This is a genomic window from Mycobacterium sp. RTGN5 (assembly GCF_033804465.1).
Lineage (GTDB): Bacteria > Actinomycetota > Actinomycetes > Mycobacteriales > Mycobacteriaceae > Mycobacterium.
In genome coordinates this window covers 393,288-417,736 of sequence record NZ_JAPZLA010000003.1, presented here as the reverse complement: position 1 = coordinate 417,736, position 24,449 = coordinate 393,288, and the positions used below count along the sequence as shown (strand labels likewise).

26 protein-coding genes are annotated in these 24,449 nt (G+C 67.2%); 7 read left to right on the top strand and 19 right to left on the bottom strand.

Annotated features, from left to right (window positions below; translation table 11 throughout):
- Positions 1 to 2 precede the first annotated feature (2 nt).
- From SLQ31_RS18965 to SLQ31_RS18950, 4 genes are all read right to left on the bottom strand, one after another.
- On the bottom strand, positions 3 to 1,322 hold the full coding sequence (locus SLQ31_RS18965; RefSeq protein ID WP_319435546.1) for a PhoH family protein: 1,320 nt from the start codon (positions 1,320 to 1,322) through the stop codon (positions 3 to 5).
- A 184-nt stretch (positions 1,323 to 1,506) separates the two neighbouring features.
- Positions 1,507 to 2,334, bottom strand: coding sequence for an acyl-ACP desaturase (locus SLQ31_RS18960; RefSeq protein WP_319435545.1), 828 nt, complete (start codon positions 2,332 to 2,334; stop codon positions 1,507 to 1,509).
- Between the two features lie 59 nt (positions 2,335 to 2,393).
- Positions 2,394 to 3,860: a glycine hydroxymethyltransferase gene (locus SLQ31_RS18955; RefSeq protein WP_319435544.1), complete on the bottom strand. Its 1,467-nt coding sequence runs from the start codon at positions 3,858 to 3,860 to the stop codon at positions 2,394 to 2,396.
- Between the two features lie 23 nt (positions 3,861 to 3,883).
- On the bottom strand, positions 3,884 to 5,101 hold the full coding sequence (locus SLQ31_RS18950) for a DUF885 domain-containing protein (RefSeq protein ID WP_319435543.1): 1,218 nt from the start codon (positions 5,099 to 5,101) through the stop codon (positions 3,884 to 3,886).
- Positions 5,102 to 5,131: 30 nt separating this feature from the next.
- Between SLQ31_RS18950 and coaA the strand changes: the two genes are divergently transcribed.
- On the top strand, positions 5,132 to 6,070 hold the full coding sequence (coaA, locus tag SLQ31_RS18945) for a type I pantothenate kinase (protein WP_319435542.1): 939 nt from the start codon (positions 5,132 to 5,134) through the stop codon (positions 6,068 to 6,070).
- On the opposite strand, the gene SLQ31_RS18940 is transcribed toward coaA, so the two are convergent.
- The 5 genes from SLQ31_RS18940 to SLQ31_RS18920 form a co-directional block, all read right to left on the bottom strand.
- Positions 6,067 to 6,489: a hypothetical protein gene (locus SLQ31_RS18940; protein ID WP_319435541.1), complete on the bottom strand. Its 423-nt coding sequence runs from the start codon at positions 6,487 to 6,489 to the stop codon at positions 6,067 to 6,069. The two genes, coaA and SLQ31_RS18940, sit on opposite strands and share 4 nt — an antisense overlap.
- Positions 6,490 to 6,532: 43 nt before the next feature.
- Positions 6,533 to 6,943, bottom strand: a complete 411-nt coding sequence (locus SLQ31_RS18935; protein WP_319435540.1) for a hypothetical protein — start codon at positions 6,941 to 6,943, stop codon at positions 6,533 to 6,535.
- A 114-nt stretch (positions 6,944 to 7,057) separates the two neighbouring features.
- A complete protein-coding gene (locus tag SLQ31_RS18930) occupies positions 7,058 to 7,474 on the bottom strand; it encodes a hypothetical protein (RefSeq protein ID WP_319435539.1) in 417 nt (138 codons plus the stop codon).
- A gap of 63 nt (positions 7,475 to 7,537) precedes the next feature.
- Positions 7,538 to 8,908: a hypothetical protein gene (locus tag SLQ31_RS18925; RefSeq protein ID WP_319435538.1), complete on the bottom strand. Its 1,371-nt coding sequence runs from the start codon at positions 8,906 to 8,908 to the stop codon at positions 7,538 to 7,540.
- The gene (locus tag SLQ31_RS18920; RefSeq protein WP_319435537.1) at positions 8,908 to 9,705 is read right to left on the bottom strand and encodes a (2Z,6E)-farnesyl diphosphate synthase; all 798 of its coding nucleotides are present in this window, start codon (positions 9,703 to 9,705) and stop codon (positions 8,908 to 8,910) included. Before SLQ31_RS18920 ends, SLQ31_RS18925 begins: the two co-directional genes overlap by 1 nt.
- Positions 9,706 to 9,757: 52 nt before the next feature.
- On the opposite strand from SLQ31_RS18920, the gene trhA reads away from it, so the two are divergent.
- The gene (gene trhA, locus SLQ31_RS18915; protein WP_319435536.1) at positions 9,758 to 10,492 is read left to right on the top strand and encodes a PAQR family membrane homeostasis protein TrhA; all 735 of its coding nucleotides are present in this window, start codon (positions 9,758 to 9,760) and stop codon (positions 10,490 to 10,492) included.
- A 6-nt stretch (positions 10,493 to 10,498) separates the two neighbouring features.
- Here the strand turns inward: trhA and SLQ31_RS18910 are convergent, their stop codons facing one another.
- The 4 genes from SLQ31_RS18910 to mca are packed head-to-tail and all read right to left on the bottom strand — an operon-like array spanning position 10,499 to position 14,015.
- On the bottom strand, positions 10,499 to 10,864 hold the full coding sequence (locus SLQ31_RS18910) for a nuclear transport factor 2 family protein (RefSeq protein ID WP_319435535.1): 366 nt from the start codon (positions 10,862 to 10,864) through the stop codon (positions 10,499 to 10,501).
- 10 nt (positions 10,865 to 10,874) lie between these two features.
- A complete protein-coding gene (locus SLQ31_RS18905; protein WP_319435534.1) occupies positions 10,875 to 12,875 on the bottom strand; it encodes a thioredoxin domain-containing protein in 2,001 nt (666 codons plus the stop codon).
- Complete coding sequence (locus tag SLQ31_RS18900; RefSeq protein ID WP_319435533.1) at positions 12,859 to 13,146, bottom strand: hypothetical protein; 288 nt, start codon at positions 13,144 to 13,146, stop codon at positions 12,859 to 12,861. Before SLQ31_RS18900 ends, SLQ31_RS18905 begins: the two co-directional genes overlap by 17 nt.
- Positions 13,143 to 14,015: a mycothiol conjugate amidase Mca gene (gene mca, locus SLQ31_RS18895; protein ID WP_319435532.1), complete on the bottom strand. Its 873-nt coding sequence runs from the start codon at positions 14,013 to 14,015 to the stop codon at positions 13,143 to 13,145. Before mca ends, SLQ31_RS18900 begins: the two co-directional genes overlap by 4 nt.
- A 161-nt stretch (positions 14,016 to 14,176) precedes the next feature.
- Here mca and SLQ31_RS18890 point away from each other — a divergent pair, with 161 nt between their 5' ends.
- The 3 genes from SLQ31_RS18890 to SLQ31_RS18880 all read left to right on the top strand — a co-directional run bounded on the left by SLQ31_RS18890 (position 14,177) and on the right by SLQ31_RS18880 (position 16,012).
- Complete coding sequence (locus SLQ31_RS18890) at positions 14,177 to 14,611, top strand: DUF4307 domain-containing protein (RefSeq protein WP_319435531.1); 435 nt, start codon at positions 14,177 to 14,179, stop codon at positions 14,609 to 14,611.
- Between the two features lie 234 nt (positions 14,612 to 14,845).
- Positions 14,846 to 15,340 (top strand): transcription elongation factor GreA, encoded by a 495-nt coding sequence (gene greA, locus SLQ31_RS18885; RefSeq protein ID WP_319435530.1) that lies wholly within the window; start codon positions 14,846 to 14,848, stop codon positions 15,338 to 15,340.
- A gap of 12 nt (positions 15,341 to 15,352) precedes the next feature.
- Positions 15,353 to 16,012, top strand: coding sequence for a GOLPH3/VPS74 family protein (locus tag SLQ31_RS18880; RefSeq protein ID WP_319435529.1), 660 nt, complete (start codon positions 15,353 to 15,355; stop codon positions 16,010 to 16,012).
- On the opposite strand, the gene SLQ31_RS18875 is transcribed toward SLQ31_RS18880, so the two are convergent.
- From SLQ31_RS18875 to SLQ31_RS18855, 5 genes are all read right to left on the bottom strand, one after another.
- Positions 16,004 to 17,176: a cystathionine gamma-synthase gene (locus SLQ31_RS18875; protein WP_319435528.1), complete on the bottom strand. Its 1,173-nt coding sequence runs from the start codon at positions 17,174 to 17,176 to the stop codon at positions 16,004 to 16,006. The genes SLQ31_RS18880 and SLQ31_RS18875 overlap by 9 nt on opposite strands.
- 27 nt (positions 17,177 to 17,203) lie before the next feature.
- Entirely contained in the window at positions 17,204 to 17,800 is a 597-nt protein-coding gene (locus tag SLQ31_RS18870) for an RDD family protein (protein WP_319435527.1), read from the bottom strand.
- Positions 17,801 to 17,813: 13 nt separating this feature from the next.
- Complete coding sequence (locus SLQ31_RS18865; protein WP_319435526.1) at positions 17,814 to 18,545, bottom strand: RDD family protein; 732 nt, start codon at positions 18,543 to 18,545, stop codon at positions 17,814 to 17,816.
- A 148-nt stretch (positions 18,546 to 18,693) separates the two neighbouring features.
- Positions 18,694 to 20,088, bottom strand: coding sequence for a cystathionine beta-synthase (locus SLQ31_RS18860; protein WP_319435525.1), 1,395 nt, complete (start codon positions 20,086 to 20,088; stop codon positions 18,694 to 18,696).
- 33 nt (positions 20,089 to 20,121) lie between these two features.
- A complete protein-coding gene (locus tag SLQ31_RS18855) occupies positions 20,122 to 21,186 on the bottom strand; it encodes an alpha/beta hydrolase (RefSeq protein WP_319435524.1) in 1,065 nt (354 codons plus the stop codon).
- 189 nt (positions 21,187 to 21,375) lie between these two features.
- Here SLQ31_RS18855 and SLQ31_RS18850 point away from each other — a divergent pair, with 189 nt between their 5' ends.
- Positions 21,376 to 22,341, top strand: a complete 966-nt coding sequence (locus SLQ31_RS18850; RefSeq protein ID WP_319435523.1) for an SGNH/GDSL hydrolase family protein — start codon at positions 21,376 to 21,378, stop codon at positions 22,339 to 22,341.
- Between the two features lie 44 nt (positions 22,342 to 22,385).
- Positions 22,386 to 23,603: an acetyl-CoA C-acetyltransferase gene (locus SLQ31_RS18845; protein WP_319435522.1), complete on the top strand. Its 1,218-nt coding sequence runs from the start codon at positions 22,386 to 22,388 to the stop codon at positions 23,601 to 23,603.
- Positions 23,604 to 23,638: 35 nt separating this feature from the next.
- Here SLQ31_RS18845 and SLQ31_RS18840 read toward each other — a convergent pair whose 3' ends face one another.
- A complete protein-coding gene (locus SLQ31_RS18840) occupies positions 23,639 to 24,322 on the bottom strand; it encodes a hypothetical protein (RefSeq protein WP_319435521.1) in 684 nt (227 codons plus the stop codon).
- Between the last annotated feature and the right edge of the window lie 127 nt (positions 24,323 to 24,449).

Genomic DNA, 24,449 nt, shown 5'->3' with positions numbered 1-24,449 from the left:
CATCAGGGCAGCGCGTCGGGGGTGATCTCCTCGAGCATCTCGGTGACCAGTGCGGCGATCGGCGAACGTTCGCTGCGCATCAGGGTGATGTGCGCGAACAGCGGGTGACCCTTGAGCTTCTCGATGACCGCGGCTACACCGTCGTGGCGCCCGACGCGAAGGTTGTCGCGCTGCGCGACGTCGTGGGTCAGCACCACCCGCGACCCGCTACCCAGCCGCGAGAGCACGGTCAGCAGCACGTTGCGTTCCAGCGATTGCGCCTCATCGACGATGACGAACGAGTCGTGCAGCGAACGACCGCGGATGTGGGTCAGCGGCAGCACCTCGAGCATCCCGCGGGAGAGCACTTCCTCCAGGACCGCCGGGGAGGCCAGGCCCTCGAGGGTGTCGAAGACGGCCTGTGCCCACGGGCCCATCTTGTCGCTCTCGCTGCCCGGCAGGTACCCCAGATCCTGGCCGCCGACGGCGTACAGCGGACGGAACACCACGACCTTGCGCTGGGTGCGTCGCTCCAACACCGCCTCAAGACCCGCGCACAGAGCCAGCGCCGACTTGCCGGTGCCGGCCTTGCCGCCGAGCGACACGATGCCGATCGACTCGTCTTGCAGCAGATCGAGTGCGACGCGTTGTTCGGCCGACCTTCCCCGGAGGCCGAACACTTCGCGATCGCCGCGAACCAGCTGAACCTTCTTGTCCGCGTTCACCCGCCCCAGCGCACTGGAATTGGTGCCGAGCAGCCGAACACCGGTGTGGCACGGGAGGTTACGGGCCTCCTCGATGTCGATCTCGCCGCCGGCGAAGATCGAGTCGACATCCTCGCCGGTGACATCGAGCTCGGTCATCCCTGTCCAGCCGGACGTGATCACGTCCTGGGCGTGGTATTCGTCGGCCAGCAGGCCCACCGCGCCGGCCTTCACGCGCAGCGGAATGTCCTTGCTGACCAACGTGACTCGCTTGCCCTCGGCGGCAAGGTTGGCAGCGACGGTGAGGATGCGCGTGTCGTTGGTCTCGGTGCGGAACCCGGACGGCAGCACCGTCGGGTCGCTGTGATTCAGTTCGACATGCAGTGTTCCGCCTTGTGTCCCAACAGGAATGGGCATATCGAGACGACCGTGTTTCAGACGAAGATCGTCGAACAACCGCAGCGCCTGTCGGGCGAACCAACCCAACTCGTGATGGTGGCGTTTAGCTTCCAATTCGCTGATGACCACGAGCGGTACCACCACTTCGTGTTCGGCGAACCGGGTGCACGCCCACGGGTCGGACAACAGAACTGAGGTGTCGAGCACATACGTCCGAACGGGCGACTGCGAATCGTTCACTGGGCGCTCCTCAGGTTCACGCGGTCCCCGCGAACCCCTCGGCGGACACTGCGGCACCAGGACCGGGACCGGTCCTGTCGTAGTCGATACGAGGGGTGCCGCCCGGACAGCAGAGCATGTCGCTAGCCATCGGAAGCGACGCTACTCCGGTCTCAGCCCACGCGCCGATCGGCGCGCCGCCGCGCTATGAGCGAACGAATTTCCTGAGCACCGGCTCGTCGCCAAGGCCCCACGCCTTGATGCGATCGGACACCACCTGACGCGAGGCGTCGAGGTCGAAGATGCCGGCCTGCGCAACGTTCCGCAGCTTGTCGCCGTACTCGAGGATGTCGCCGCCGACGACACCGAATCCGACTCCTCGACGGTTGATCGAGTTGATCGTCGAGTCGCGATGAGTTTGCAGGCAGTGCGCGACGAGGTTGGCAAAGAACGCTTCGTGCCGCTCTTCATCGTTGGCGATCCGGCCGACCAGACCCTTGAGTACCGGGTCCGCAATCTTGGCCTCGAGGTTGCGCGTGAACACCGCGTGCGCGCGCTCGTAGAACGCCATGAACACCAGCGTCTCGATCTGGGTGAACTGCTCGGCCCGGTAGCCGCGCATCACGTGCGACAGGCGGACGCTCTCATCGGCCGTCGGGTCGAAGTTGCGGGTGACGACCAGGTAGTTCCGCACCGCGATCGCGTGCAGGTGCTCCTCAGAGGTCCAGCGGCCGATCCAGCGGCCCCACTTGTCCTCAAGGATGAAGTGCTCGACCAGCTCGCGGTGATACCCGGCGAGGTTGTCCTTGGTAATCAGGAGGATCTCGAGGGCGTCGACGATGTCGGCGGGCAGCGTCACCTGGGAGGGGTCCCAGTCCGTGCCGCCAAGGAACGCGAAGTTCTCGCCCTTGTCGAACGGAATGTAGTCGTGGCCGTACCACTCGTCGGCGGTCTCCTGAAAGCGGGCCAGATTGTCCCCGACAATCGGCTCAAGCTCCAGGGTCAGCGCATTTGCGACAGGTTTCTGTGCCATGAAGTAACTGTAACTCACAGACACGGATGTCCGAAAACCCGGCCACCGCGTTTCGTGGCTTAGAGAATCAGGCCCGGGTACAGCGGGTTGGCCTCCAGCAGCTCGGCGGCGGCGGCGTGGACCCGGTCGGCGACGCCGTCGGCCAGCTTGTACTTGGCCTTCGAAGTGCCTTCGGCCTGCGTGTTCGACAGCACCTCCACCACCAGCTCGGCGACCCGGTCGAACTCGGCCGGACCGAAGCCGCGCGTGGTCAGCGCGGGGGTGCCGAACCGGATGCCGCTGGAGTACCAGGCCCCGTTGGGGTCATTCGGAATCGAGTTGCGGTTGGTGACGACGCCGGCGTCCAGCAGCGCGGACTCGGCCTGGCGGCCGGTCAACCCGAAGGACTGGACGTCGAGCAGCACGAGATGGTTGTCGGTGCCGCCGGTGACCAACCGAGCTCCCCGCTTGAGCAGACCCTCGGCGAACGCCTTGGCGTTGTCGGCGATCCGCTGGGCATAGGCCTGGAACGACGGCTGGCGCGCCTCTGCCAGTGCGACGGCCTTGGCGGCCATCACGTGGGACAGCGGGCCGCCGAGCACCATCGGGCAGCCCTTGTCGACCGCCGGTGCGTATTCCTCGGTGGCCAGCACCAGCCCGCCGCGCGGTCCGCGCAGCGACTTGTGCGTGGTCGTCGTGGTGACGTGGGCGTGCGGCACCGGGTCCTCGTCGCCGGTGAAGACCTTGCCGGCGACCAGCCCGGCGAAATGCGCCATGTCGACCAGAAGGGTGGCGCCGACTTCATCGGCGATCTCGCGCATGGTGGCGAAGTTGATCCGCCGCGGATAGGCCGAATAGCCGGCCACCAGGATCAGCGGCTTGAACTCGCGGGCGGCGGCGCGGACGGCCTCGTAGTCGATCAGCCCGGTTTCGGGATGGGTGCCGTAGCTGCGCTGGTGGAACATCTTGCCGGAGATGTTGGGCCGGAAGCCGTGGGTGAGGTGCCCGCCGGTGTCCAGCGACATGCCAAGCAGGCGCTGGCTGCCCAGCCGCGCGCGCAGCCGCTCCCACTCGGCCTCGGAGAGGTCGTTGACGTGCTTGACCCCGACCTCGGCCAGCGCGGGTGACTCAATCCGGGTGGCCAGGATGGCCCAGAACGCGACCAGGTTGGCGTCGATGCCGGAGTGCGGCTGGGCGTAGGCGTAGGGGGCGCCGAACAGTTCGCGAGCATGCTCGGCGGCCAGCGCCTCGACCGTGTCGACGTTCTGGCACGCGGCGTAGAAGCGGTGCCCGACGGTGCCCTCGGCGTACTTGTCCGAGAACCAGGTGCCCATGGTCAGCAGCACCGCCGGTGAGGCGTAGTTCTCGCTGGCGATCAGCTTGAGCGAATCCCGTTGATCGGCAAGCTCTTTGCGGGTGGCCGCAGCGATCCGCGGCTCGACTGACTCGATGACCTCAAGCGCGGCGCGGTAGGCCTCGCTTGCGGTGGCTGCATAGTCCGCGCCCGGGGCGGCGGACGAAGTCGAAATCGTCGAGTCTGCGGTCATGGCCCAAGCCTATCCGCCGCTATTCAGGCCGTGTCGACCCGCAAGGCCGACGGGATCAGCGGCTCGTCGAGCAGCCGCCCGAACCGCTCGGTCAACCCCACCCCGGCGGGCCGATTGTCGAGCCACGTCCGCAGCAACCGGTACCCCTCGACGTAGGTGCTGGTGTAGGCCCGCCACAGCGGCGAGGACAGGAACCGCAGCATCTGTCGTGCCCGGGTGTCGTCGACCAGCAGCCAACGCTGCAGGAAGGCGACGACGTCGTCGACGTCGCGGTGTTCGTCGTGCAGCATCAGCGCCGCGTCCTGGCGCACGTCGGCGAGCGCCGCCGTCGCCTCCGACAGCGCTTCGGCGCGCTCGCCGTCGAAGCGCAGCCCCAGATCGGCGTAGATCTCGGAAGCCCAGCGGCCCCAGCCCGAACCGACGGCGGCGTGCAGCGCCAGATCGGCCAGCCCCTCGGCCATCAGGCACTGCGGGGTGTTCACCAGGAAGATGGTCTGCTCCTGCTGATCGAGGCCGGCCACCAGCCCGGCCTCCTTGCGGCAGTGCTCGGTGTGATGGCCGGGATAGGACTCGTGGGCCACCAGCCGCGGCAGGTTGGCCATCTGCTGCTTGAGGTCGGCGTTGACCGCGACCGTCGAGCGGTAGTCACCCTCGTAGTAGTTGAAGCCCGACCACGGTTTGTCGGTGACCACCTCGTAGACGATCGTCTCGGCATCCGGCAGCGGGTACGTCGCGCGGACGGTGTCACGCAGTGCGCTTGAGAACGCGTGCATGCATTCCTCGAGTCGCGCGGGCGGGATCTCGTCGGAGCGGCGGTGGGCCTCCATCCGCTCGGCCAGCGGGCCGCCGCCGCCGAGAACCTCGTCGATGCGGGCGTGGGCGGCGCGGTAGCGCTCCTCGTCGCCGCGGCTGATTTCGACGTCGAAATAGTTGCGCACCTCGTCGACGAAACCGACCTGCTCGCCGGCGAACTTGCGCGCCGAGAACGCCAGGGCGCGAAGGTGCGCGCCGATGAAGTCGGCACGCTGGTCGGTGAAGCCTGCTTCGCGCGGAACCTGCGGCAGGTCGGCCAGCAGCCGGTCGGCCTGGCGGACGAGTTCGGCGGGCTCGGGAGCGGGTTCGTCGGCGACCGCGCGGCGTAGTTGAGGATCGCCGGTGAAGGAGTCGACGTAGCCCTCCTCGATGCGGTCGAAGCGCAAACCGAGGGTCAGGTAGTCGCGGATGAGGGTGCCGGGCTGCATGTCAACCAAGCTAACTGCAAGACTGGCACGATGGCGCGGCTGAGCGAACCCAGCCCTTACGTCGAGTTCGACCGGAGTCAATGGCGTTCACTGCGCATGTCGACCCCGTTGAAGCTGACGGAGGACGAGCTGGTTGGGCTGCGCGGCCTCGGTGAGCAGGTCGACCTGCTCGAGGTCGAAGAGGTCTACCTGCCGCTGGCCCGATTGATCCATCTGCAGGTCGCCGCCCGGCAGCGGCTGTTCGCCGCGACCTCCGAGTTCCTCGGCGAACCGCAGCAGAGTCCCGACCGGCCGGTGCCGTTCATCATCGGCGTCGCGGGCAGCGTGGCCGTCGGAAAGTCCACCACCGCGCGTGTGCTGCAGGCACTGCTGGCCCGCTGGGAACACCACCCCCGCGTCGACCTCGTCACCACCGATGGCTTCCTCTACCCCAACGCCGAGCTATCGCGCCGAAACCTGATGCACCGCAAGGGTTTTCCCGATAGTTACAACCGTCGCGCACTGATGCGCTTCGTGACGACGGTGAAGTCCGGCGCCGACCAGGTGTGCGCCCCGGTGTACTCACACCTGATCTACGACATCGTCCCCGGCGAGAAACATATCGTCACCCACCCGGACATCCTCATCCTCGAGGGGCTCAACGTCCTGCAGACGGGTCCGACCCTGATGGTGTCGGACCTGTTCGACTTCTCGGTGTACGTCGACGCCCGCATCGAAGACATCGAGCAGTGGTACATCGACCGCTTCCTGGCCATGCGGGCCGGCGCGTTCTCCAACCCGGCATCGCACTTCCACCACTACGCAGGATTGACCGACGGCCAGGCGGTCGCGGCTGCCCGCGATATCTGGCGGTCCATCAACCGGCCGAATCTGATCGAGAACATCCTGCCGACTCGTCCGCGGGCAACACTGGTGTTACGCAAGGACGCCGATCACTCGATCAACCGGTTGCGGCTGCGCAAGCTCTAGTTCGTCGGAATGCCGGTGAGCGGGTTGAGCCGCAGCACCGGCAGCGGGAACGCAAACTCGGCCTCTTCGGCGTCGGGATGCTCGTAGAGGCCAACCGTGTGGACACCCGCGGTGTACACCGTCAGCGGCAGGTGATGCGCGAAGACCCGGAACTTCACCGGGACGCCGGGGTTGTCCGGCCACTGCCAGGCGAACTCCAGCAGGCCGACCCGCTCCCCCTCCGGCGACTTCGCAACGATGAAGCGGCGCGGGTCGTAGTCGGTGCCTCCGGCGGTGTACACCGACAGAACCAGCGGAACGGTGATCTGCGCCGGCAGGCTTTCGACGTAGCAACTGGTCATGGGGAAGCCTTCTGCGGTGACTCCACCCGCTTCTTCCAAGACCGCCTTGCGTGCGGCGGCGAACGCTACGACATGCATGGTCGCAACCCTAGTCACCGCCGCACGCTGCGCCGCGGGCCGGTCACGCCTTGATGCGGCGCACCCCGAGGTATTGGAGGTCGGCGAACACCAGCGTGTACACGCCACTTGCCAGCGTCGCGACCACACCTGCTGTGGTCAGCTCGACCGATCCGGCCAGCACCACCAGCACGGCCGCGACGGTGAAGATCAGATTGGCGATCATCGTCGCGATGCCCGCCGGGCGCACCCGCGACAGCCCGGCCGCCAAGAACACGACGATCCCGTAGACGACGAAGCCGGCACCGACGCCGTACTCGGCAGCCTTGGGGAAGCCGGTGAACCCGGACAGCGGACCCGCCGCGGCCATCAGCGCGATACCTGCCAGCCCGGACAGCACGGCGTCGGCGCGCATCGCCAGTCGCAACAGTGAGTCCGACGACGTGGTGGTGGAGGAGGTGGACAGAGCAGTCATGAGAATTCCCTTCGTGGTTGGTGCCTTCGTGGTTGGCGATTGGGTGTGAAGTGCCGGTGCGGGGCGGCTCGCCGTAACCTCTTGCGGCGGCGCCCCACACCGGCGGGGCGGGAGTCACACCAGACGGCGCACTCCGAGGTACTGCAGGACAGCGAAGATGGCGGTGTAGAAACCGGCGGCCAGTGCGGTGATCACTCCGAACGTGGTCAGCGGCAAGACCCCTGCGGCGGCGACAGCCACCAGCCCGACCGTGCCCACGCCGTTGGACACCGCCATGGCGGTACCGACCCGGCGAAGGTCCGGCGTGGCGGCCAGCGCGTAGACGACGAGCCCGCACAGGACGAACGCCGCTCCGGCGATGTAGCCCTGCGCCGCGGTCAGGCCCGTCAGCGAGGCCAGCGGGTCGGCCATCGCCGCGATGCTCAGCCCCAGCAGGCCGGTGAGCGTGGCGTCCAGGCGCATCGCGAAGCGCAGCAATGAGTCGGTGGAATCAGAGAACTTGCTTCTGGTGATCATGGCGGTCATGTTCATCAGGCTGCTGCTGAAGCACTGCCAGATCGACGCCTGGCGCTGCCAAGTACTGCCAGACCCAGCTCAGGGCTGTGCGGCGGCCATCCGGGCGCGCAGATCCGTCGCGATCAGTCGGGCCGCGGCGTTCTGCCAGTTGTGCAGCGAGCGCTGTGGTACCTCGGTGACCAACCACTGCCAGGCCTGCCGGGCCACCGGATCGAGCCCGGCGGCGGTGGCGTTCTGCGCGTAGGCCCGCACGCCGACGACGTACGGGAAGTACAGCGAGTTGTAGTAGCGCCACTGCTCGGTGGTGCCGAACTCGCCGCCGTCGCGCGGCTTGAGCCGGGCGATGTGGTCGGCCAGCAGCACCTTGAGTTCGTTGGCCCGTTCCACGGGCTGATCGGCCGCCCCGCGGGCGGTCAGCCGCTCGTCGATGACGGGCAACTGGGTCAGCGGGCTGGCGACGAGCTTGGACAGATCGCCGTAGTGGCCCAGTGCGCGACGGGTCAGCCGGGCGAAGGCCTCGTCGTCCAGGGCCTCCAGCGGGTTGGCCGCGACCAGCGGCAGCGCCGCCTCGGCGCCGCGCAACGCGGCTCGTTCGGCGCGCAGTGCGGGCGAGCGCGAGAAGGCCAGCCGGTCCAGCAGGCCGGCCAGCGGGTCGGCCAGCACGTTGATGGCGACCGCGACGGCAAGGCTGGTGAACAGCAGCACGGTCAACGCGGTGCGCCCGGGCCCGTCGGCGCCGGTGACCGCCATCCCGATCAGCGACTGGCCACCGAACAGCACCGCCACCACCAGGGTTCCGGTGAAGGACCGCAGCATGTCGGCCCGCAGCGCCTGGCCCTCGTCGAAGGCGTCCCACAACGCGACCGCCAACCCGAGCAGCAGCACGTCGAAACAGGTGGATGCCAACGCCAGCCAGCTCGGCACCAAGCCCAGCGGGATCACCAGGATCGCGTTGCCCAGCGCGAAGAACAACGTCGCGATGATGACCACCCCGGTCACCCGGCCCGGCTGCGCGGGCCGTCGCACCGCGGCCACCATCGCCCCCAGCGTCGACACCGAGATCGCCGCGAACATCACCCAGTGCCCGGGCCGCAGTGGACCCTCGACGCTGCCGGCCATCACCGCGCCCACCACGGTCACCGCGGCGACGACACCGATCAGCGTCAGTTCGGTGACTCGACTGCGCCAGGTGTCGGTCGGCCGGGCCAGTTCGAGGACCACGGCGAACCAGGCCACCCCCGGCACCGCGACGAGATAGATCTCGATCTGACCGAGCAGCTCGGCGTGGGCGACGCTCACCAGCCGCACCGCGTCCAGCGCCACCACGGCGGCGAATCCGCACAGTCCGACCGAGGCCAGCGCCAGCACCGGCTTACGCGGGCCGCGCGCCAGCAGATACAAGCCCAGCCACCAGCTCAGCGTGAAGACCACTGCCGACAGCGCAGCCATTACTGACCGAATCGACGGTGGCGGCGGCTGTAGGCGCGCAGCGCGCGCAGGAAGTCGACCCGGCGGAACGCCGGCCAGTGCGCCTCGGTGAACCACATCTCCGAGTACGCGCTCTGCCACAACAGAAACCCGGAGAGCCGCTGCTCCCCCGAGGTCCGGATCACCAGATCGGGGTCCGGCTGGCCGGAGGTGTAGAGATTCTCCGAGATGCCGTCGATCGTGACGGCCTCGATCAGCTTCTCCGCGCTGGCGCCGTTGGCAAGCTGCTTGCCCAACAGCGCCCGCACCGCGTCGACGATCTCCTGGCGCCCGCCGTAACCGACGGCGACATTGACGTGAAATGACGCCGTTGGCGCCACCGAAGCCGTGCTGTCGACGGCCTCGCGCAACCGCTTTGCCGGTTCCTCGCCGAGGAGTTCGAGGTCACCGACGGTCCGCACACTCCAGCGGTTGGCGGGTGCGCAGATCTGTTCGACGACGTCGGTGATGATCTCGATCAGCGATGACAATTCGTCGGGATCACGCTGCAAATTCTCGGTGGACAGCAGGTAGACAGTGGCCATCTCGATGCCGGATTCCGCACACCAGCGCAGCATTTCGGCGATCTTGGCCCCGCCCATCAGGTACCCGTACGCCACATCGTCGTGACCCTCGTCACGAGCCCAGCGCCGGTTGCCGTCGCACAGAACGGCGATATGGCGGGGTAGCTGGGACTTGGAGCGCGCCAACTCCTGTCGCAGCCGCATCTCGTAGAGCCGGTAGGCCGGATCTTTGAGTCGAGGCGGAATGATCTCCACGACAAACCAGACTACTGTGGCGCTCAGGTACCCCCGGTGCAATGGAGGTGAGATGACCGCAGGAGTCGACACCACCGATCCCCGCCGATCCACGTCGTCGGATGCCGAGGACTTCCCCGAGGCCGTCGTCGACGCCGCGGTCGAGTTCTTCGGAAAGCCGCGGCTGCGAGGCTGGATTCACGTGTACGCGGCCGTCATCGCGGCGATCGCTGGTGCAGCCCTCGTGTCGGTGTCGTGGTCGGCAGAATCGACAAGGGCCGGCATCTCCACCCTGATCTACACGCTGACGATCGTGGCGATGTTCACCGTCAGCGGCACCTATCACCGGGTGAACTGGACGTCGCCGAACGCCCGCAAGTGGATGAAGCGGCTCGACCACTCGATGATCTTCATTTTCATCGCGGGCAGTTACACGCCATTCGCGATGTTGGCGCTGCCTGAGAGAAGCGGCGCCATCCTGCTGACCATCGTGTGGAGCGGCGCGCTGGCCGGCGTGGTCTTGAAGTGCTTCTGGCCGTCCGCACCACGCTGGGTCGGCGTTCCGCTCTATCTACTGCTGGGCTGGGTCGCGGTGTGGTTCATCGTGCCGATCATGAACGGCGCCGGCATCGCGGCCATGGTGCTGCTGATCGTCGGCGGCGCGCTGTACAGCATCGGCGGCGTGCTCTACGCGCTGAAGTGGCCGAACCCGTGGCCGACGACGTTCGGCCATCACGAGTTCTTCCACGCATGCACCGCGGTAGCGGCGATCTGCCACTACATCGCGATGTGGTTCGCGGTCTTCTAGCTGGTTCTAAAGCGTTGTGACGTTCTCGGGGCCCCAGTAGGCCTTCATCGACGTGACCTGACCGTCGCCGTTGAACGTCATGACCTCGATGACCTCGATGCGCATCGCGCCCGCGACCGTCAGGGCGAAGACGAAGGCCGCCTCTTGGCCACCGGAGCGGAACGTCAGCAGCTCCGCCTTCACCTCGGCGCCCTCGACCGCCTTGTAAAAGCCCTCGATCGCCTGCCTGCCGATGTGAACTTCGCCGCAGCCCACCGGGTCCTCCAGCGTGGCGTCCTCGGCATACAGCGCAGCGACATTGGCTGCATTGCCGCCAGCGACGGTGTCCAGGTAGCGCGTAACGAGGGCTTCGACATCGAGGGCTTCACTCATGCGCGGAACGCTACACGGACGCACCCAGCGCGTCGGCGAGTTCCCCAGCAGTAGTGACCGGCAGGTCGCACGTTCGACCGCGGCAGACGTAGGCGGCGTCGCTTCCGTTGACCTGGTCACGGCCTTCCAGCAACGGCGATGAGTTGACCGCCCCACCGACCACGATGGTGCCACCCGGCGCCAATTGACGTGCAGCGGCAAGCAATTCGGAATCTGGACCGTCACTGGCAACGGCCACCTGGAGTGGGCCGCGGACCGCGGCCTCGGCGACCGCCAGCCAATGACCGGACGACCGCGGCGCGCGGGCCAGAAGCGGCGAGTGCGCCAGCAGGGTGTCCTCGGCGGCCTGCCCGTAGCGGACCGCACGGTCAGCGTCGACCAGATGGGCCGCCGTGAGCAGCGCCTCCGCGATCGAGGACGCTCCCGAAGGTGTTGCGCCGTCCAGTGGGTCGGCGGGCCGGACCATCAGCTGCTCGGCGTCGTCGGCGGTGTCGAACCAGCGGCCCGGACTTTCCGGGTCGGCGAAATGCCGCAGCGCGACGTCGAGTAGATCGGTGGCGCTGCCCAACCAGCTCTCCTCGCCGGTGAGCTGATAGAGCGTGAGCAACCCGGTGGCCAACGTCGCGTGGTCATCGAGGATCGCGGCACTGTCCCCCACCGCACCGCCCAAGCTGGCCCGCCGCAGCCTGCCATTGACGACGTGCAGGTCGAGCAGCGCCGACGCACAGCGCAGCGCCGCATTCAGAAGCGGTGGAACGTCAAGGGCCACACTGGCTTCGGCAAGGGCGGTGATCGCCAGCCCGTTCCACGCGGTGACGATCTTGTCGTCGCGCGCGGGCTGCACCCGGGACAGCCGGGAGGCCAGCAACGCCAGTCGCACCCGCTCGAAGCGCACGGCATCGTCGGGATCCGTCAGCAACTGCAGCACGGACGCCCCGTGCTCGAAGGTGCCGCGGTCGGTGACCTCGAAAAGCCTTGCAGCCCAGTGTCCATCGTCCTCGCCGAGCACCTCGCGCAGCTGCTCAGGAGTCCACACGTAGGTAGAGCCCTCGACACCGGCAGCGTCGGCGTCCAGGGCGGAGGTGAACATGTCACCGTCGGCGAGGTCGTCGAGCAGGAACCCCGCGGTCTGCGCCGCGATCCGCCGGGCCAGCGGATCACCGGTGCGTCGGGCCCAGTGCGCATAGGCCCGCAGCAGCAAGGCGTTGTCGTAGAGCATCTTCTCGAAGTGCGGCACCACCCAGTCCGCGTCGACGCTGTAGCGCGCGAAGCCGCCGGCCAATTGGTCGTAGATACCGCCGCGCGCCATCGTCGTCCCGGTGCGGATCACCGCCGCCAACGGCAGGGGTGAGCGGGTGCGCTCGAACGCTCGCAGCAGCGCCTCCAGTAGCGCCGACGGCGGGAATTTCGGGGCCCCGCCGAAGCCGCCACGCTCGACATCCTCATCACGCAGGATCGCCGCGACGGCATGGTCGCACAGCTCGGCGGTGATCTCCGGCCCGCCGTCGGGCAGCCCGGCTGCCATCCGGCGCAGCTCCCCGGCCACCTGATCGGAAGCCTCCTCGACCTCGTCGCGGCGGTTGCGCCAGGTGTCGGCCACCGCATCCAGCAGCTGCACGAACTGCGGCTTCGGGTAGTAGGTGCCGCAAAAGAACGGCCGCCCGTCCGGGGTCAGGAAGCAGGTCATCGGCCAGCCGCCCTGCCCGGTCATCGCGACCGTCGCGTTCATGTACACCGCGTCGAGGTCCGGCCGCTCCTCGCGGTCGACCTTGATGCACACGAAGTCGGCGTTCATCGCGGCGGCGACCTCGTCGTCCTCGAAGGACTCATGGGCCATGACGTGGCACCAGTGGCAGGCGGCATATCCGATGGACAGCAGGATCGGCACGTCCCGGCTGACCGCTTCGTCGAGCGCCTCGGGCGTCCACTGCTGCCAGTGGACGGGATTATCGGCGTGCTGGCGCAGATAGGGACTGGTCGCGCTGGCGAGCCTGTTACCCGCCGGGCTCATGCGGGGGCTCCTTGAGCCTGATTTCAGACCCCGCGACCTCGTCGTTCGCCGCGCCGACGGCTTCGCCGTCAACTGGCTCGGCGGGCTGCGGATCGAAGCTTTCGGGCAGCTTCTTGAGGTGCCGATTCATCGACCACACCAGGGCGAACGTGCAGATCAGCAGGATCACGACGATCAGCAGACCGAGTGGGCTGGCCTTGCCGAAGTCCGGACCAGTGTTCTTCGGCGGATCGGCGAGCACCGACACGGCCGTCGTCAACAGGTCTCTCACTCAAAGATCTCGATTCCGGCGAATAGATCGTCTTCAGGCAACTTGGCGGGCACTCGCGAGCGGGCCAATTCGAACTCCTCGGTGGGCCACAACCGCTGCTGCCACTCTATGGGGGTCGCGAAGAAGAACCCGTCCGGGTCGATCTGGGTGGCGTGCGCCTTGAGCGCCTCGTCACGCTGATTGAAGTACTCCGAGCACAGCACTCGGGTGGTCACCCGCCCGGCGAAGATGTCGATCTCGGGATCCCACTTCTTCAGCCAATCGGCGAACGGACCCTCCTGGCCGTGCTTGGCGAACTCGTCCTGGAGCAGCTGCAGACGGGCCCGCAGGAAACCGTGGTTGTAGTAGAGCTTGCTGATCGCCCAGGGCTCGCCGGCGTCGGGATACAGCTGGTAGTCGGCGGCGGCTTCGTAGGCGGCCACCGAAACCTGGTGGCAGCGAATGTGATCGGGGTGCGGATAGCCGCCGTTCTCGTCGTAGGTCGTCATGACGTGCGGACGGAACTCGCGGATCAGCTTCACCAACGCTTCGACGGGCTGCTCGATCGGCACCACGGCGAAGCAGTCGTCGGGCAGCGGCGGTAGCGGGTCACCCTCGGGTAGACCCGAGTCCACGAACCCCAGCCAGCTGTGTTCGACTCCGAGGATCTCGGCCGCCCTCGCCATCTCGTCACGACGGACGTCGGCGATCCGGTCACGTACCTCCGGCAGGTCCATCGCCTTGTTGAGGATGTCCCCGCGCTCGCCGCCGGTCAGTGTCACCACCTGCACGCGGTGACCTTCGGCGGCGTATCGCGCAAGGGTGGCCGCGCCCTTGCTGGACTCGTCGTCCGGATGGGCGTGTACGGCCATCAACCGCAGTTCGGTCACGTCTCCCCTGTACATACTGTCGCGTTCTTCGCTGTCTTATGTGCTGATCCAGCCTTACGTGCTGATGCAACAGTTGCAGCACGCCCTATAGTCCAATAGTTCCATCCTGGGCACGGATACCCGTAATCGAAGCCTGCCGACGAGAGACGCACCGCACGCCGATGACCGATAGTCCCCCGCCGCTCCTCCAGGCGCGATATGGGCGCCAGGGGCTGCCGCCGGCCACCCGCCGCCGGGTGGCATTCGCGCTGGGTGTGCTGGTTCTGGCCGCCGGCGTCGTCCTCGCCCTGATCGCCTATCAGCGCTTCGAAGGCAACGACGTCGAGGGCACGATCGCCACCTATCAGGTCATCGACGACCAGACCGTCTCGGTGACGATCAGCGTGACCCGAAAGAACCCCTCTCAGCCGGTGCATTGCATCGTGCGGGTCCGGTCCCACGACGGCGACGAGACCGGCCGCCGAGAAATTCTGGTTCCGCCGTCGCAGGCGGCAACGGTGCAGGTCACGACTTTGGTGAAGTCATATAAGCGGCCCTTCGTCGGCGATATTTACGGCTGCGGAACCGACGTACCGGCCTACCTGGTCGCGGCCTGACGGGCGTCCGCAGAACCAACAGCGAACTGCGAATGTATGAAAACCGCCTGACCTCACGGTGGTAGACTCGGCGGATACACGGTTCCTGCTGGGAGCCGTGTATTGCTTCATTAGCGCGTTTGCTCGCAGCTCTTCGATGGCAATACACGCGGAGTGATCCGCAACTTCCCAGCGGCGACAACTGACTGCAACGCCCGAACATGCGCGGAACTAACGAACGAGGAGCGCGACCAAATGACCGATATGCAGGTGACTTGGCTTACCCAAGAGTCGTATGACCGGCTCAAGGTCGAGATGGATCAGTTGATCGCCAACCGTCCGGTCATCGCCGCCGAGATCAACGACCGTCGCGAAGAGGGCGACCTGCGGGAGAACGGTGGCTACCACGCCGCCCGCGAGGAGCAGGGCCAGCAGGAGGCCCGGATTCGCCAGCTGCAGGAGTTGCTGAACACCGCCAAGGTGGGCGAGGCCCCCAAGCAGTCCGGGGTCGCACTGCCCGGTTCGGTGGTCAAGGTCTACTACGACGGCGACGAGTCCGATACCGAGACCTTCCTGATCGCCACCCGCCAGGAGGGCATCGACCACGACAAGCTCGAGGTCTACTCGCCGGTCTCCCCGTTGGGCGCCGCCCTGCTGCAGGCGAAGGTCGGCGACACTCGCGAGTACAACGTGCCCAGCGGTAAGACCGTGAAGGTCACGCTGGTCAGCGCCGAGCCCTACCACTCCTAGACCTTTTCGCGCGTGGCGCGCATCGCCGAAGACCTTCTTCTGCTGCTGCTCGACAATGCCGCGGCCCAGCCCGGTGTGGAGCCCGCACTTCTGCAACGGCTACTGGCCGGTGCTGTGCTGTTGGATCTTGCCTACGACTGCCGGGTTCGGCCCGCGCTGCCGCAGGAACCGGTGCCTGCCGACCGGCTGGTCGTGTTGATGGGGCCGCCGCTGCTGGATCCCGTTGTGCGCCCGGCGTTGGCGTTGCTGCAACAGGCCCCGATCAGCGCCAGCGACGCAATCGCCAAGCTGCGCAAGGACACCGAGGATCGGGTTCTCGACCAGCTGTTGCGCAGCGGGCAGCTTCATCAGGTTGCGCTGTCGGCACACCGTTTTCGCCGTAACTCCTACGCCTGGCCGCTGGCCAGCCGGGCTCGGGTGGACCGCGCGCGCTCGGCACTGCTGGCGGCATTGTTCGACGGGCGTCGTCCCGACCCGGCGACGGCGGCGATCATCTCACTGCTGCATGCCGTGCACGGACTCGGCGCGGTACTGAGCCTTAACGACCGCGGCTGGCAGTGGGTCGTCGATCGGGCCAGCGAAATCGCAAGCGGCACATGGGTTGACGACGAGAAGATGGCCGACGTCAACCTCGCGGTGACGACCGCGGCGGTGCGGGCGGCGTTAGCTTAGGGCTTGCTCGAGGTCACCCAGCAGATCCGCCGGGTCCTCAATACCCACCGAGAGGCGCACCAGATCGTCGGGCACCTCGAGCTGCGATCCGGCCGTCGACGCATGCGTCATCGCACCGGGATGCTCGATCAGCGACTCAACCCCGCCCAGCGATTCCGCGAGTATGAAAACCTCTGTGCGCGAGCACAACCGGCGCGCAGCCTCGGCACCACCGCGCATACGCACCGACACCATGCCGCCGAATCCGCTCATCTGGCGGGCGGCAACCTCGTGGCCGGGATGATCGGGCAGGCCGGGGTAGAGCACCTGACTCACGGCGGCGTGGCCGGCGAGGAGCTCGGCAACCTTCGCGGCATTGGAGCTGTGCCGCTGCATGCGCAGCTCGAGAGTCTTCAGACCGCGCATCGTCAGGTAGGCGTCGAACGGGCCTGGCACCGCACCGGCGCCGTTCTGCAGGAAGGCGAACTTGGTGTCGAGTTCCTCGTCATTGGTCACCAGTGCGCCGCCCACCACATCGGAGTGCCCGCCGATGTACTTCGTCGTCGAGTGCAACACGATGTCGGCGCCAAGGTTCAGTGGCTGCTGCAATGCCGGGGAGGCAAAGGTGTTGTCCACCAACACCTTCTGGCCGGATACCGCGGCGATCTCCGCGATCCCGGAGATGTCGGCGATCGACAGCAGCGGGTTGGTGGGCGTCTCCACCCAGATCAACCGGGTGTTGGCGGTGATCGCCGCGCGTACCGCGTCGAGGTCGGACAGTGCCACCGGGGTGTGCTGCACACCCCACTGGGTGAACACCTTGTCGATCAGCCGGAAGGTGCCGCCGTACGCATCGTCGGGGATGACGACGTGATCGCCGGGACGCAACACGGCGCGCAACGTGCAGTCGGTGGCGGCCATCCCGGAGCTGAACGCCCGCCCGAACGTGCCGTCCTCGACCGCAGCCAGTACCCCTTCCAGCGCTTGCCGAGTCGGGTTGCCGGTGCGGGCGTACTCGAACCCGCCGCGCAGACCGCCCACCCCGTCTTGGGCGAACGTGCTGCTCGCATAGATCGGGGCGTTGACGGCACCGGTCGCCGGGTCCGGCCGGTAGCCGGCGTGGATGGCCCTGGTCGCGAACCCTTGCGCCCGGTGCCGGTCGGCGGCACTGCGTTGCTCACTCATCGAGAGCGAGCCTATCGGCTCAGAGGGTCAGAGCGGCACGCAGACCGTCGTCATGATTTTATCGGCGAGCGTCTGTCGCTTGGCATCCCACAACGGGAACAGGAAGCCGATGTAGCAGATGATCGCGTCGACGAAGTGGGCGATCTGGCGCACGATCGACAGTCCGAAACCGATCGGCTGGCCGGTCTTCTCGCTGATCACCTTGAACTTGAGCACGGACTTGCCGATGCTCGAGCCGGTCGTGCCCTGACGGTAGCCGTAGTTCCACAGCCAGAACGCGATCGCGGCGAGCCCGAACACCAAGGACAGGATCAGTCCCAGCGCCGACGGCTGCGACGTGCAGTACACGCCATAGGTGTTGTCGCCGCTGCTTGACGTGCAGTTGTTCTCCCCGGTGGCCAGCGACAGGCCCTGTCCGACGCCGGACAGGATCGCGATCGGGATGATGTCGATGATGTAGGCGCCGACCCGCTTGATCCACGGGGTGTACGCGTCCTTGGGAAATGCGCCGGCACCGGGTGGCGGTGGCGGCGGGTAGTTGCCCGGTGGGGGCGGTGGATAGCTGCCCGGCGGCGGTGGCGGCGGGGGCGGGTAGTTACCGGGCGGCGGGGGCGGCTGCGTCATCGATGTCCTTGTCTTAGCGCGGGAGACAGACGGTTGTCATGATCTTGTCGGCCAGCGACTGCCGCTTGGTGTCCCAGAGTGGGAACAGGACGGCGACGAGCCAGACAATGCCGAAGCACACGTACGACGCGAGGAGATAAAGCACCTCACGCACCAGGGACAACCAGAAACCGATTGGCTGCCCGGTCTTTTCGCTGACCACCTTGAATTTCATGACCGACTTGCCGATGCTCGAGCCCGTCGTGCCCTGGCGATAACCCAGGTTCCAGACCACGAACGCGAACGCGATCACACCGGAAATCGCCAGCGCCGTCTGACCGGCCGTCGAGGCGCCCGTCGCGCAGAACTCACCGAGGTTGTAGTCGGATGAGTCGGTCACGCAGGCGGTCTCTTGAGTGGCCGCCAGTACGCCGCCGCCGATGCCCAAGATGATGTACGCCGGGACGTAGTCGATGAGCCACGCGACAACGCGGGTGAACCAGGAGGTGTACGCAGCCTGCGGCAGCGGAGGGATCGGCTGCCCGGGGGGCGGTGGCCCGTAACCGGCGCCGGGAGGGGGCGGCGCATAGCCACCCTGCGGGGGCGGCGGAGGCGGATAGCCACCCTGCGGCGGCGGCGGAGGAGGCGGATAGCTGCCGGGCGGGGGCGGTGGTGAATAGCCACCGCCGGACGGAGGCGGGAAGCCACCCGGGGGCGGCGGCGGGGGGTAGTTCCCCGGCGGGGGACCCGGCGGTTGTTCGGTCATGGCGCCTTCCACTTCTTCAGTGATCACCTGAGGTGAAGCGGCATAAATGTACCTGAGAAGTACCTGCGCATCGCGATAAAGCGGAATCTTGATCCGACCGAGATATCGGGGCGTTAACCAGGGGTAAATATTTGCTCAGGCAACAATTTCAGCGTCGGCGCGGAGCGTCGGACAGGAAGCCCAGAAGGTCGTGGCGGGTGATCACACCGACGGGCTTGCCGTCCTCGACGACCATCAGCGCATCCCAGTCCCGAAGTGACTTCGCCGCCGCACTGACCAACTCCCCCGACCCGATCAATGGCAGCGGCTGGCTCATGTGCACCGAGACGGCGTCAGCGAGCTTGGCCCGGCCTTCGAACACCGCGGACAGCAGTTCCCGCTCCGACACGCTGCCGGCCACCTCACCCGCCATCACCGGGGGTTCGGCGCCGACGACCGGCATCTGGGAGACGCCGTACTCGCGCAGGATGCCGATCGCGTCGCGCACGGTTTCTTGCGGGTGGGTGTGCACCAGGTCGGGCAGCGCACCGGACTTGCCCCGCAGCACATCCCCGACCGTCGGCTCGACCACCGAACCGTCGAGGCGGGTGCGCAGGAAGCCGTAGGACGACATCCAACCGTCGTTGAAGATCTTCGACAGATAGCCGCGCCCGCCGTCCGGCAGCAGGACCACGACCAGCGAATCCGGACCCGCCTCCTGCGCCACCTTGAGCGCGGCGACCACGGCCATCCCGCAGGAGCCGCCGACCAGAAGGGCTTCCTCGCGGGCCAGCCGCCGGGTCATGTCGAAGGAATCGGCATCGGAGACCGCGATGATCTCGTCAGGCACCGACGGGTCGTATGCGGACGGCCAGAAGTCCTCGCCGACGCCCTCGACCAGATAGGGCCTGCCGGTCCCACCGGAGTACACCGAGCCCTCCGGGTCGGCGCCGATCACCTTCACCTTGCCGCCCGACACCTCCTTGAGGTAGCGCCCGGCGCCGGTGATCGTGCCGCCGGTGCCCACGCCCGCGATGAAGTGAGTGACCTTGCCGTCGGTGTCGGCCCAGATCTCGGGACCGGTCGTCTCGTAGTGGCTGGCCGGCCCGTTCGGGTTGGAGTACTGGTCGGGCTTCCACGCGCCGTCGATCTCACTGACCAGCCGGTTGGAGACGCTGTAGTAGCTGTCCGGGTGATCGGGCGCCACGGCCGTCGGGCAGACGACGACCTCGGCGCCGTAGGCGCGCAGCACGTTCTGCTTGTCCTCGCTGACCTTGTCGGGGCAAACGAAGATGCACTTGTACCCGCGGCGCTGCGCCACCAGGGCCAGCCCGACACCGGTGTTGCCCGAAGTGGGTTCGACGATCGTGCCGCCGGGCTTCAGTTCGCCGCTGGCTTCGGCCGCGTCGATCATCTTGGCGGCGATGCGGTCCTTGGCGCTACCGCCAGGGCTGACGTACTCGATCTTGGCGGCGACCAACCCGGAGCCCTCCGGAACGACGGAGTTCAGTTGGACCAGTGGGGTGTTCCCGATCAGCTCGCTGATATGGGCCGCGATTCGCATGCCTACATGGTGTCAGGCCGCGGGCCCGGGTGGTTAGCCGGTCGCTTCGCGGATGTACTCGCCGATCTGGCGCAACGAACGCTTTGCTTCCGGGATCAGCGGAGCGGCGAGCTGGAAGTCGTGAATCTGGCCAGGCCACACCCGCACCTCGGTGGGCACGCCGGAGGCGGCCAGCCGGCGCGCCGCCAGCCGGGCGTCGTGCAGCAGGACCTCCGAGCCCGACACATGGATCAGGGTGCGCGGAAGTCCCGGCTCGATGTGGTCGAGCGGTTCGTACACGCCCTCGGGCTCGCCGTCGACGATGTTCTTGGCGGCCGCCTTGGCGACCAGCGCGACCAGGGCGTCGAACGCCTTGGGCGGGAACATCGCATCGGTGTGGGCGTTCGGGTGCGTGAGCTTCTGTTCGTGGTCGAGCTGCAGCAGCGGCGAGATGGCCACCAGCGCGGCGGGCTCTTCACCGAGGGCTTGCAGCCGCTGCGCCAGCGTCAGCGCCAGATAGCCGCCCGCGGAGTCGCCGGCCAGCACGATCTGGTCGGGCTCGTAACCGCGCGTGCGCAGCCACTGATAGGCGTCGTAGCAGTCGTCGACGGCATTGCCGATGGAGTGCTTGGGAATCAATCGGTAGTCGACGCTTAGCACCGGGGAGTCGGCGAACTTCGACAGCGCGACCGAGATCCGGCTGTGGGAATTCACACCGCAGGTCAGAAACGCACCGCCGTGCATGTAGAGCACGACGCGGCGGTGGCCGTCAGCGGGCAACACGCCGGGCGCGCGGATCAACTGTGCGGAAGCGTTGGGCAGCCCGATGGTGGCGCGCACAGTGCCGGGGGTGGGCAGCAACGCCCGGGCGACGAAGTCGACGAGGCCGAATGGCCATGGCCAGTGCGGGACGTGGCTGAGCACAGCCAGCGTGGGCCACATCGTGACGCGGGTGCCCATCGAGACCAGCCGCGCGGCGACGCTGGGGCCGCTCTCGATGACCTCGACCGGTGCGCCGTCGCTGACCGGGTAGCGGCGCGGGCTTCGCCCTTGCGCAGGCCCGCTGCCAGCATTGACACCATGTGGGGCCGAGGCCCGGACCTTACTGGGTGCGGTCATCGCAACACTCCCTACGCCAATGTAGATACGTGTCCCGGGCGATCGAGCGAAGCCCGGTGACTTAGCTTGCCACGCGTATTACCTACAACAACTAACGAGTTGATTTCTTACCGGATCCGATACCTCTCCGTAATCGCGGGGCCACTGTCGCGACCAGATTCCCGCCCGAGCAGCACCTAAACTGGTGCGGTGGGCATACGCGCTTCGCGAAAGTCGACAGCGGCACTGGCAGCGGCGGGGGTTCTGGCATCCACCGGGACCGCCGTACTGGGCGCGCGCAGTTTGCTCAGCGGTCAGGCGGATCAAGTCCGCAACGTCATCCCCAAATCGTGGGCCGTGCCACCTCGCGCCGACGGTGTCTACGCGCCCGGCGGCGGGCCGGTCCAGCGCTGGGAACGCGGCGTGCCCTTCGACCTTCATCTGATGGTGTTCGGGGACTCGACGGCGACCGGCTACGGCTGCCGCACCGCCGACGAAGTGCCCGGGGTCCTGATCGCGCGGGGACTGGCCGAGGAGTCGGGAAAGTTGATCCGGCTCTCGACCAAGGCGATCGTCGGCGCGACGTCGAAGGGCCTCTCAGGTCAGGTCGACGCCATGTTCGTGGCGGGTCCCCCGCCGGACGCGGCGGTGATCATGATCGGCGCCAACGACATCACCGCCCTCAACGGGCTCACCGCGTCGGCGCACCGACTCGGCGCGGCAGTGCAGCGCCTGCGCGCCTCCGGTGCGGTAGTGGTCGTCGGCACCTGCCCGGATTTCGGGGTCATCAAGGAGATCCCGCAGCCGCTGCGGTGGACCGCTCGTTCGCGCGGACTGCGACTGGCCCGCGCGCAGGCGAACGCGGTGCGCGCCGCCGGTGGCCTTCCGGTGCCGCTGGCCGACCTGCTCTCGCCGAACTTCCGGCAGGCGCCCGAGGTGATGTTCTCCGAGGACCGCTATCACCCGTCGGCGGTCGGATATGCGTTGGCCGCCAACCAGTTGTTGCCCGCGCTGTGCCATGCGCTCGGCGAGTGGACGGGGGCTACCGTCCCCGACCTGCCATGGGCCACCCGCTCGGAGGTACGGGCGTTGACCGACCGGCTCGGACCGCTGATGAGGCTGCTCCGCAGGAAGACCACCGGGGTCCCCGCACCGATCGTGGTGCCCGCGAGCTAGGTTCGTGTGCAGTCGTCACCGCATACCTCCCGAGGAGCCATCTCATGCCCGAAGCTGTCATCGTTTCCACTGCCCGTTCGCCGATCGGTCGTGCGGTCAAGGGTTCCCTTGCCACCATGCGCCCGGACGATCTGGCCGCCCAGATGGTCCGCGCCGCGCTGGACAAGGTCCCGTCGCTGGACCCGCGCGATATCGACGACCTCATGATGGGCTGCGCCCAGCCCGCCGGTGAGGCCGGCTACAACATCGCCCGCGCGGTGGCCGTCGAACTCGGTTACGACTTCCTTCCTGGCACCACCGTCAACCGGTACTGCTCCTCGTCGCTGCAGACCACGCGGATGGCGTTCCACGCGATCAAGGCCGGCGAGGGCGACATCTTCATCTCCGCCGGTGTCGAGACGGTCTCCCGTTTCGGTGTCGGTGCCGCCGACGGCGCACCGAACAGCAAGAACGAGCTCTTCGCCGAGGCGCAGGAGCGGACCCTGGCGCAGAGTGCCGGCGCCGACGAGTGGCACGATCCCCGCAACGACGGCCACATCCCCGACGTGTACATCGCGATGGGGCAGACCGCCGAGAACGTCGCGCTGTTCACCGGTATCAGCCGCGAAGACCAGGACCACTGGGGCGTTCGTTCGCAGAACCGTGCTGAAGAGGCCATCAAGTCGGGCTTCTTCGAGCGCGAGATCGTGCCGGTGACCCTGCCCGACGGCACGGTCGTCTCCACCGATGACGGCCCGCGCGCGGGCACCAGCTACGAGAAGATCAGCCAGCTCAAGCCGGTGTTCCGGCCCAACGGCACGATCACCGCCGGTAACGCCTGTCCGCTGAACGACGGCGCCGCCGCGGTCGTCATCATGAGCGACACCAAGGCCAAGGAACTCGGCCTGACGCCGTTGGCGCGCATCGTCTCCACCGGGGTGTCCGGGCTGTCGCCGGAGATCATGGGCCTCGGGCCGATCGAAGCCATCAAGAAGGCATTGGCCAAGGCGGGCAAGACAATCTCTGACATCGACCTGGTCGAGATCAACGAGGCGTTCGCCGTGCAGGTCCTCGGTTCGGCCCGTGAGCTCGGCATCGACGAGGACAAGCTGAACGTGTCCGGTGGAGCGATCGCGCTGGGCCACCCGTTCGGTATGACGGGCGCCCGCATCACCGCCACCCTGCTGAACAACCTGACCACCTACGACAAGACCTTCGGCATCGAGTCGATGTGTGTCGGCGGCGGCCAGGGCATGGCCATGGTCCTCGAGCGGCTGTCCTAATTTGCATCGAGTCAGACCTCAGAGTGGCGATTGCTTCAACGTCGTCGCTCTGAGGTCTGACTCAATTCCCTTGCGCGCCTGGCTCGTTCCACAATCTCTGCCGTTCGGTCGCCGGCGACCACTCTGATCCGCCGCCAACCGATGTCGGCGATGTACTCCGATCGGGTCCGATCGTTGCGGTAAACGCTGCGATCCAGACGATGCTGCTCGCCGTCGTATTCGATTGCGACCATCACATCGCGCCAGCCCATGTCCAGGTAGTAGTACGACCGACCGTCATCCCTGAGCACTGGTATCTGGGTCTCGGGGCGCGGGAATCCGGCCGCGACCAGCAGCAGTCGCAACCAGGTCTCCTTCGGGGATTGCGACCCAGAGTCCGCGAGGTCGAGCACCTTGGATACTCGGCGAATTCCACCGACATTGGCATGGCGAGGCACGAGACCGAGGACATCGTCGATGTTCAAAAGGGTGGCGTTTGCGAGCGCATCGACCCGGGCCACCGCCTGTCTGACCGGTCCGCGCCGCGCAAGGTCGAACGCCGTGCGCGGCAAGGTGGTGACCGGTAATCCATGTAGGCGACGCACTTCGTCGTCGAGCAGCCTCTCGGCGCGGCTGATGATCCCCGACGGTGCCTTGTTGTTCGGATAGTTGAGCTCAATCGGGGCCGACGCGTCGACCCATTTCGCTCCGTGTAGCGCCGAGGCAGTCAGTCCGGTCACAACCGCGCGACGTCGAGACCAGAGAACTGCGGCGGCTGCCCGGTCCGCAACCGACAGCTCGCCGGTTCCTCCTCTTGCGCACGTGTACACGTCGGGGAAGATGCGCCGACAGTGTGCTCGAAGCTGG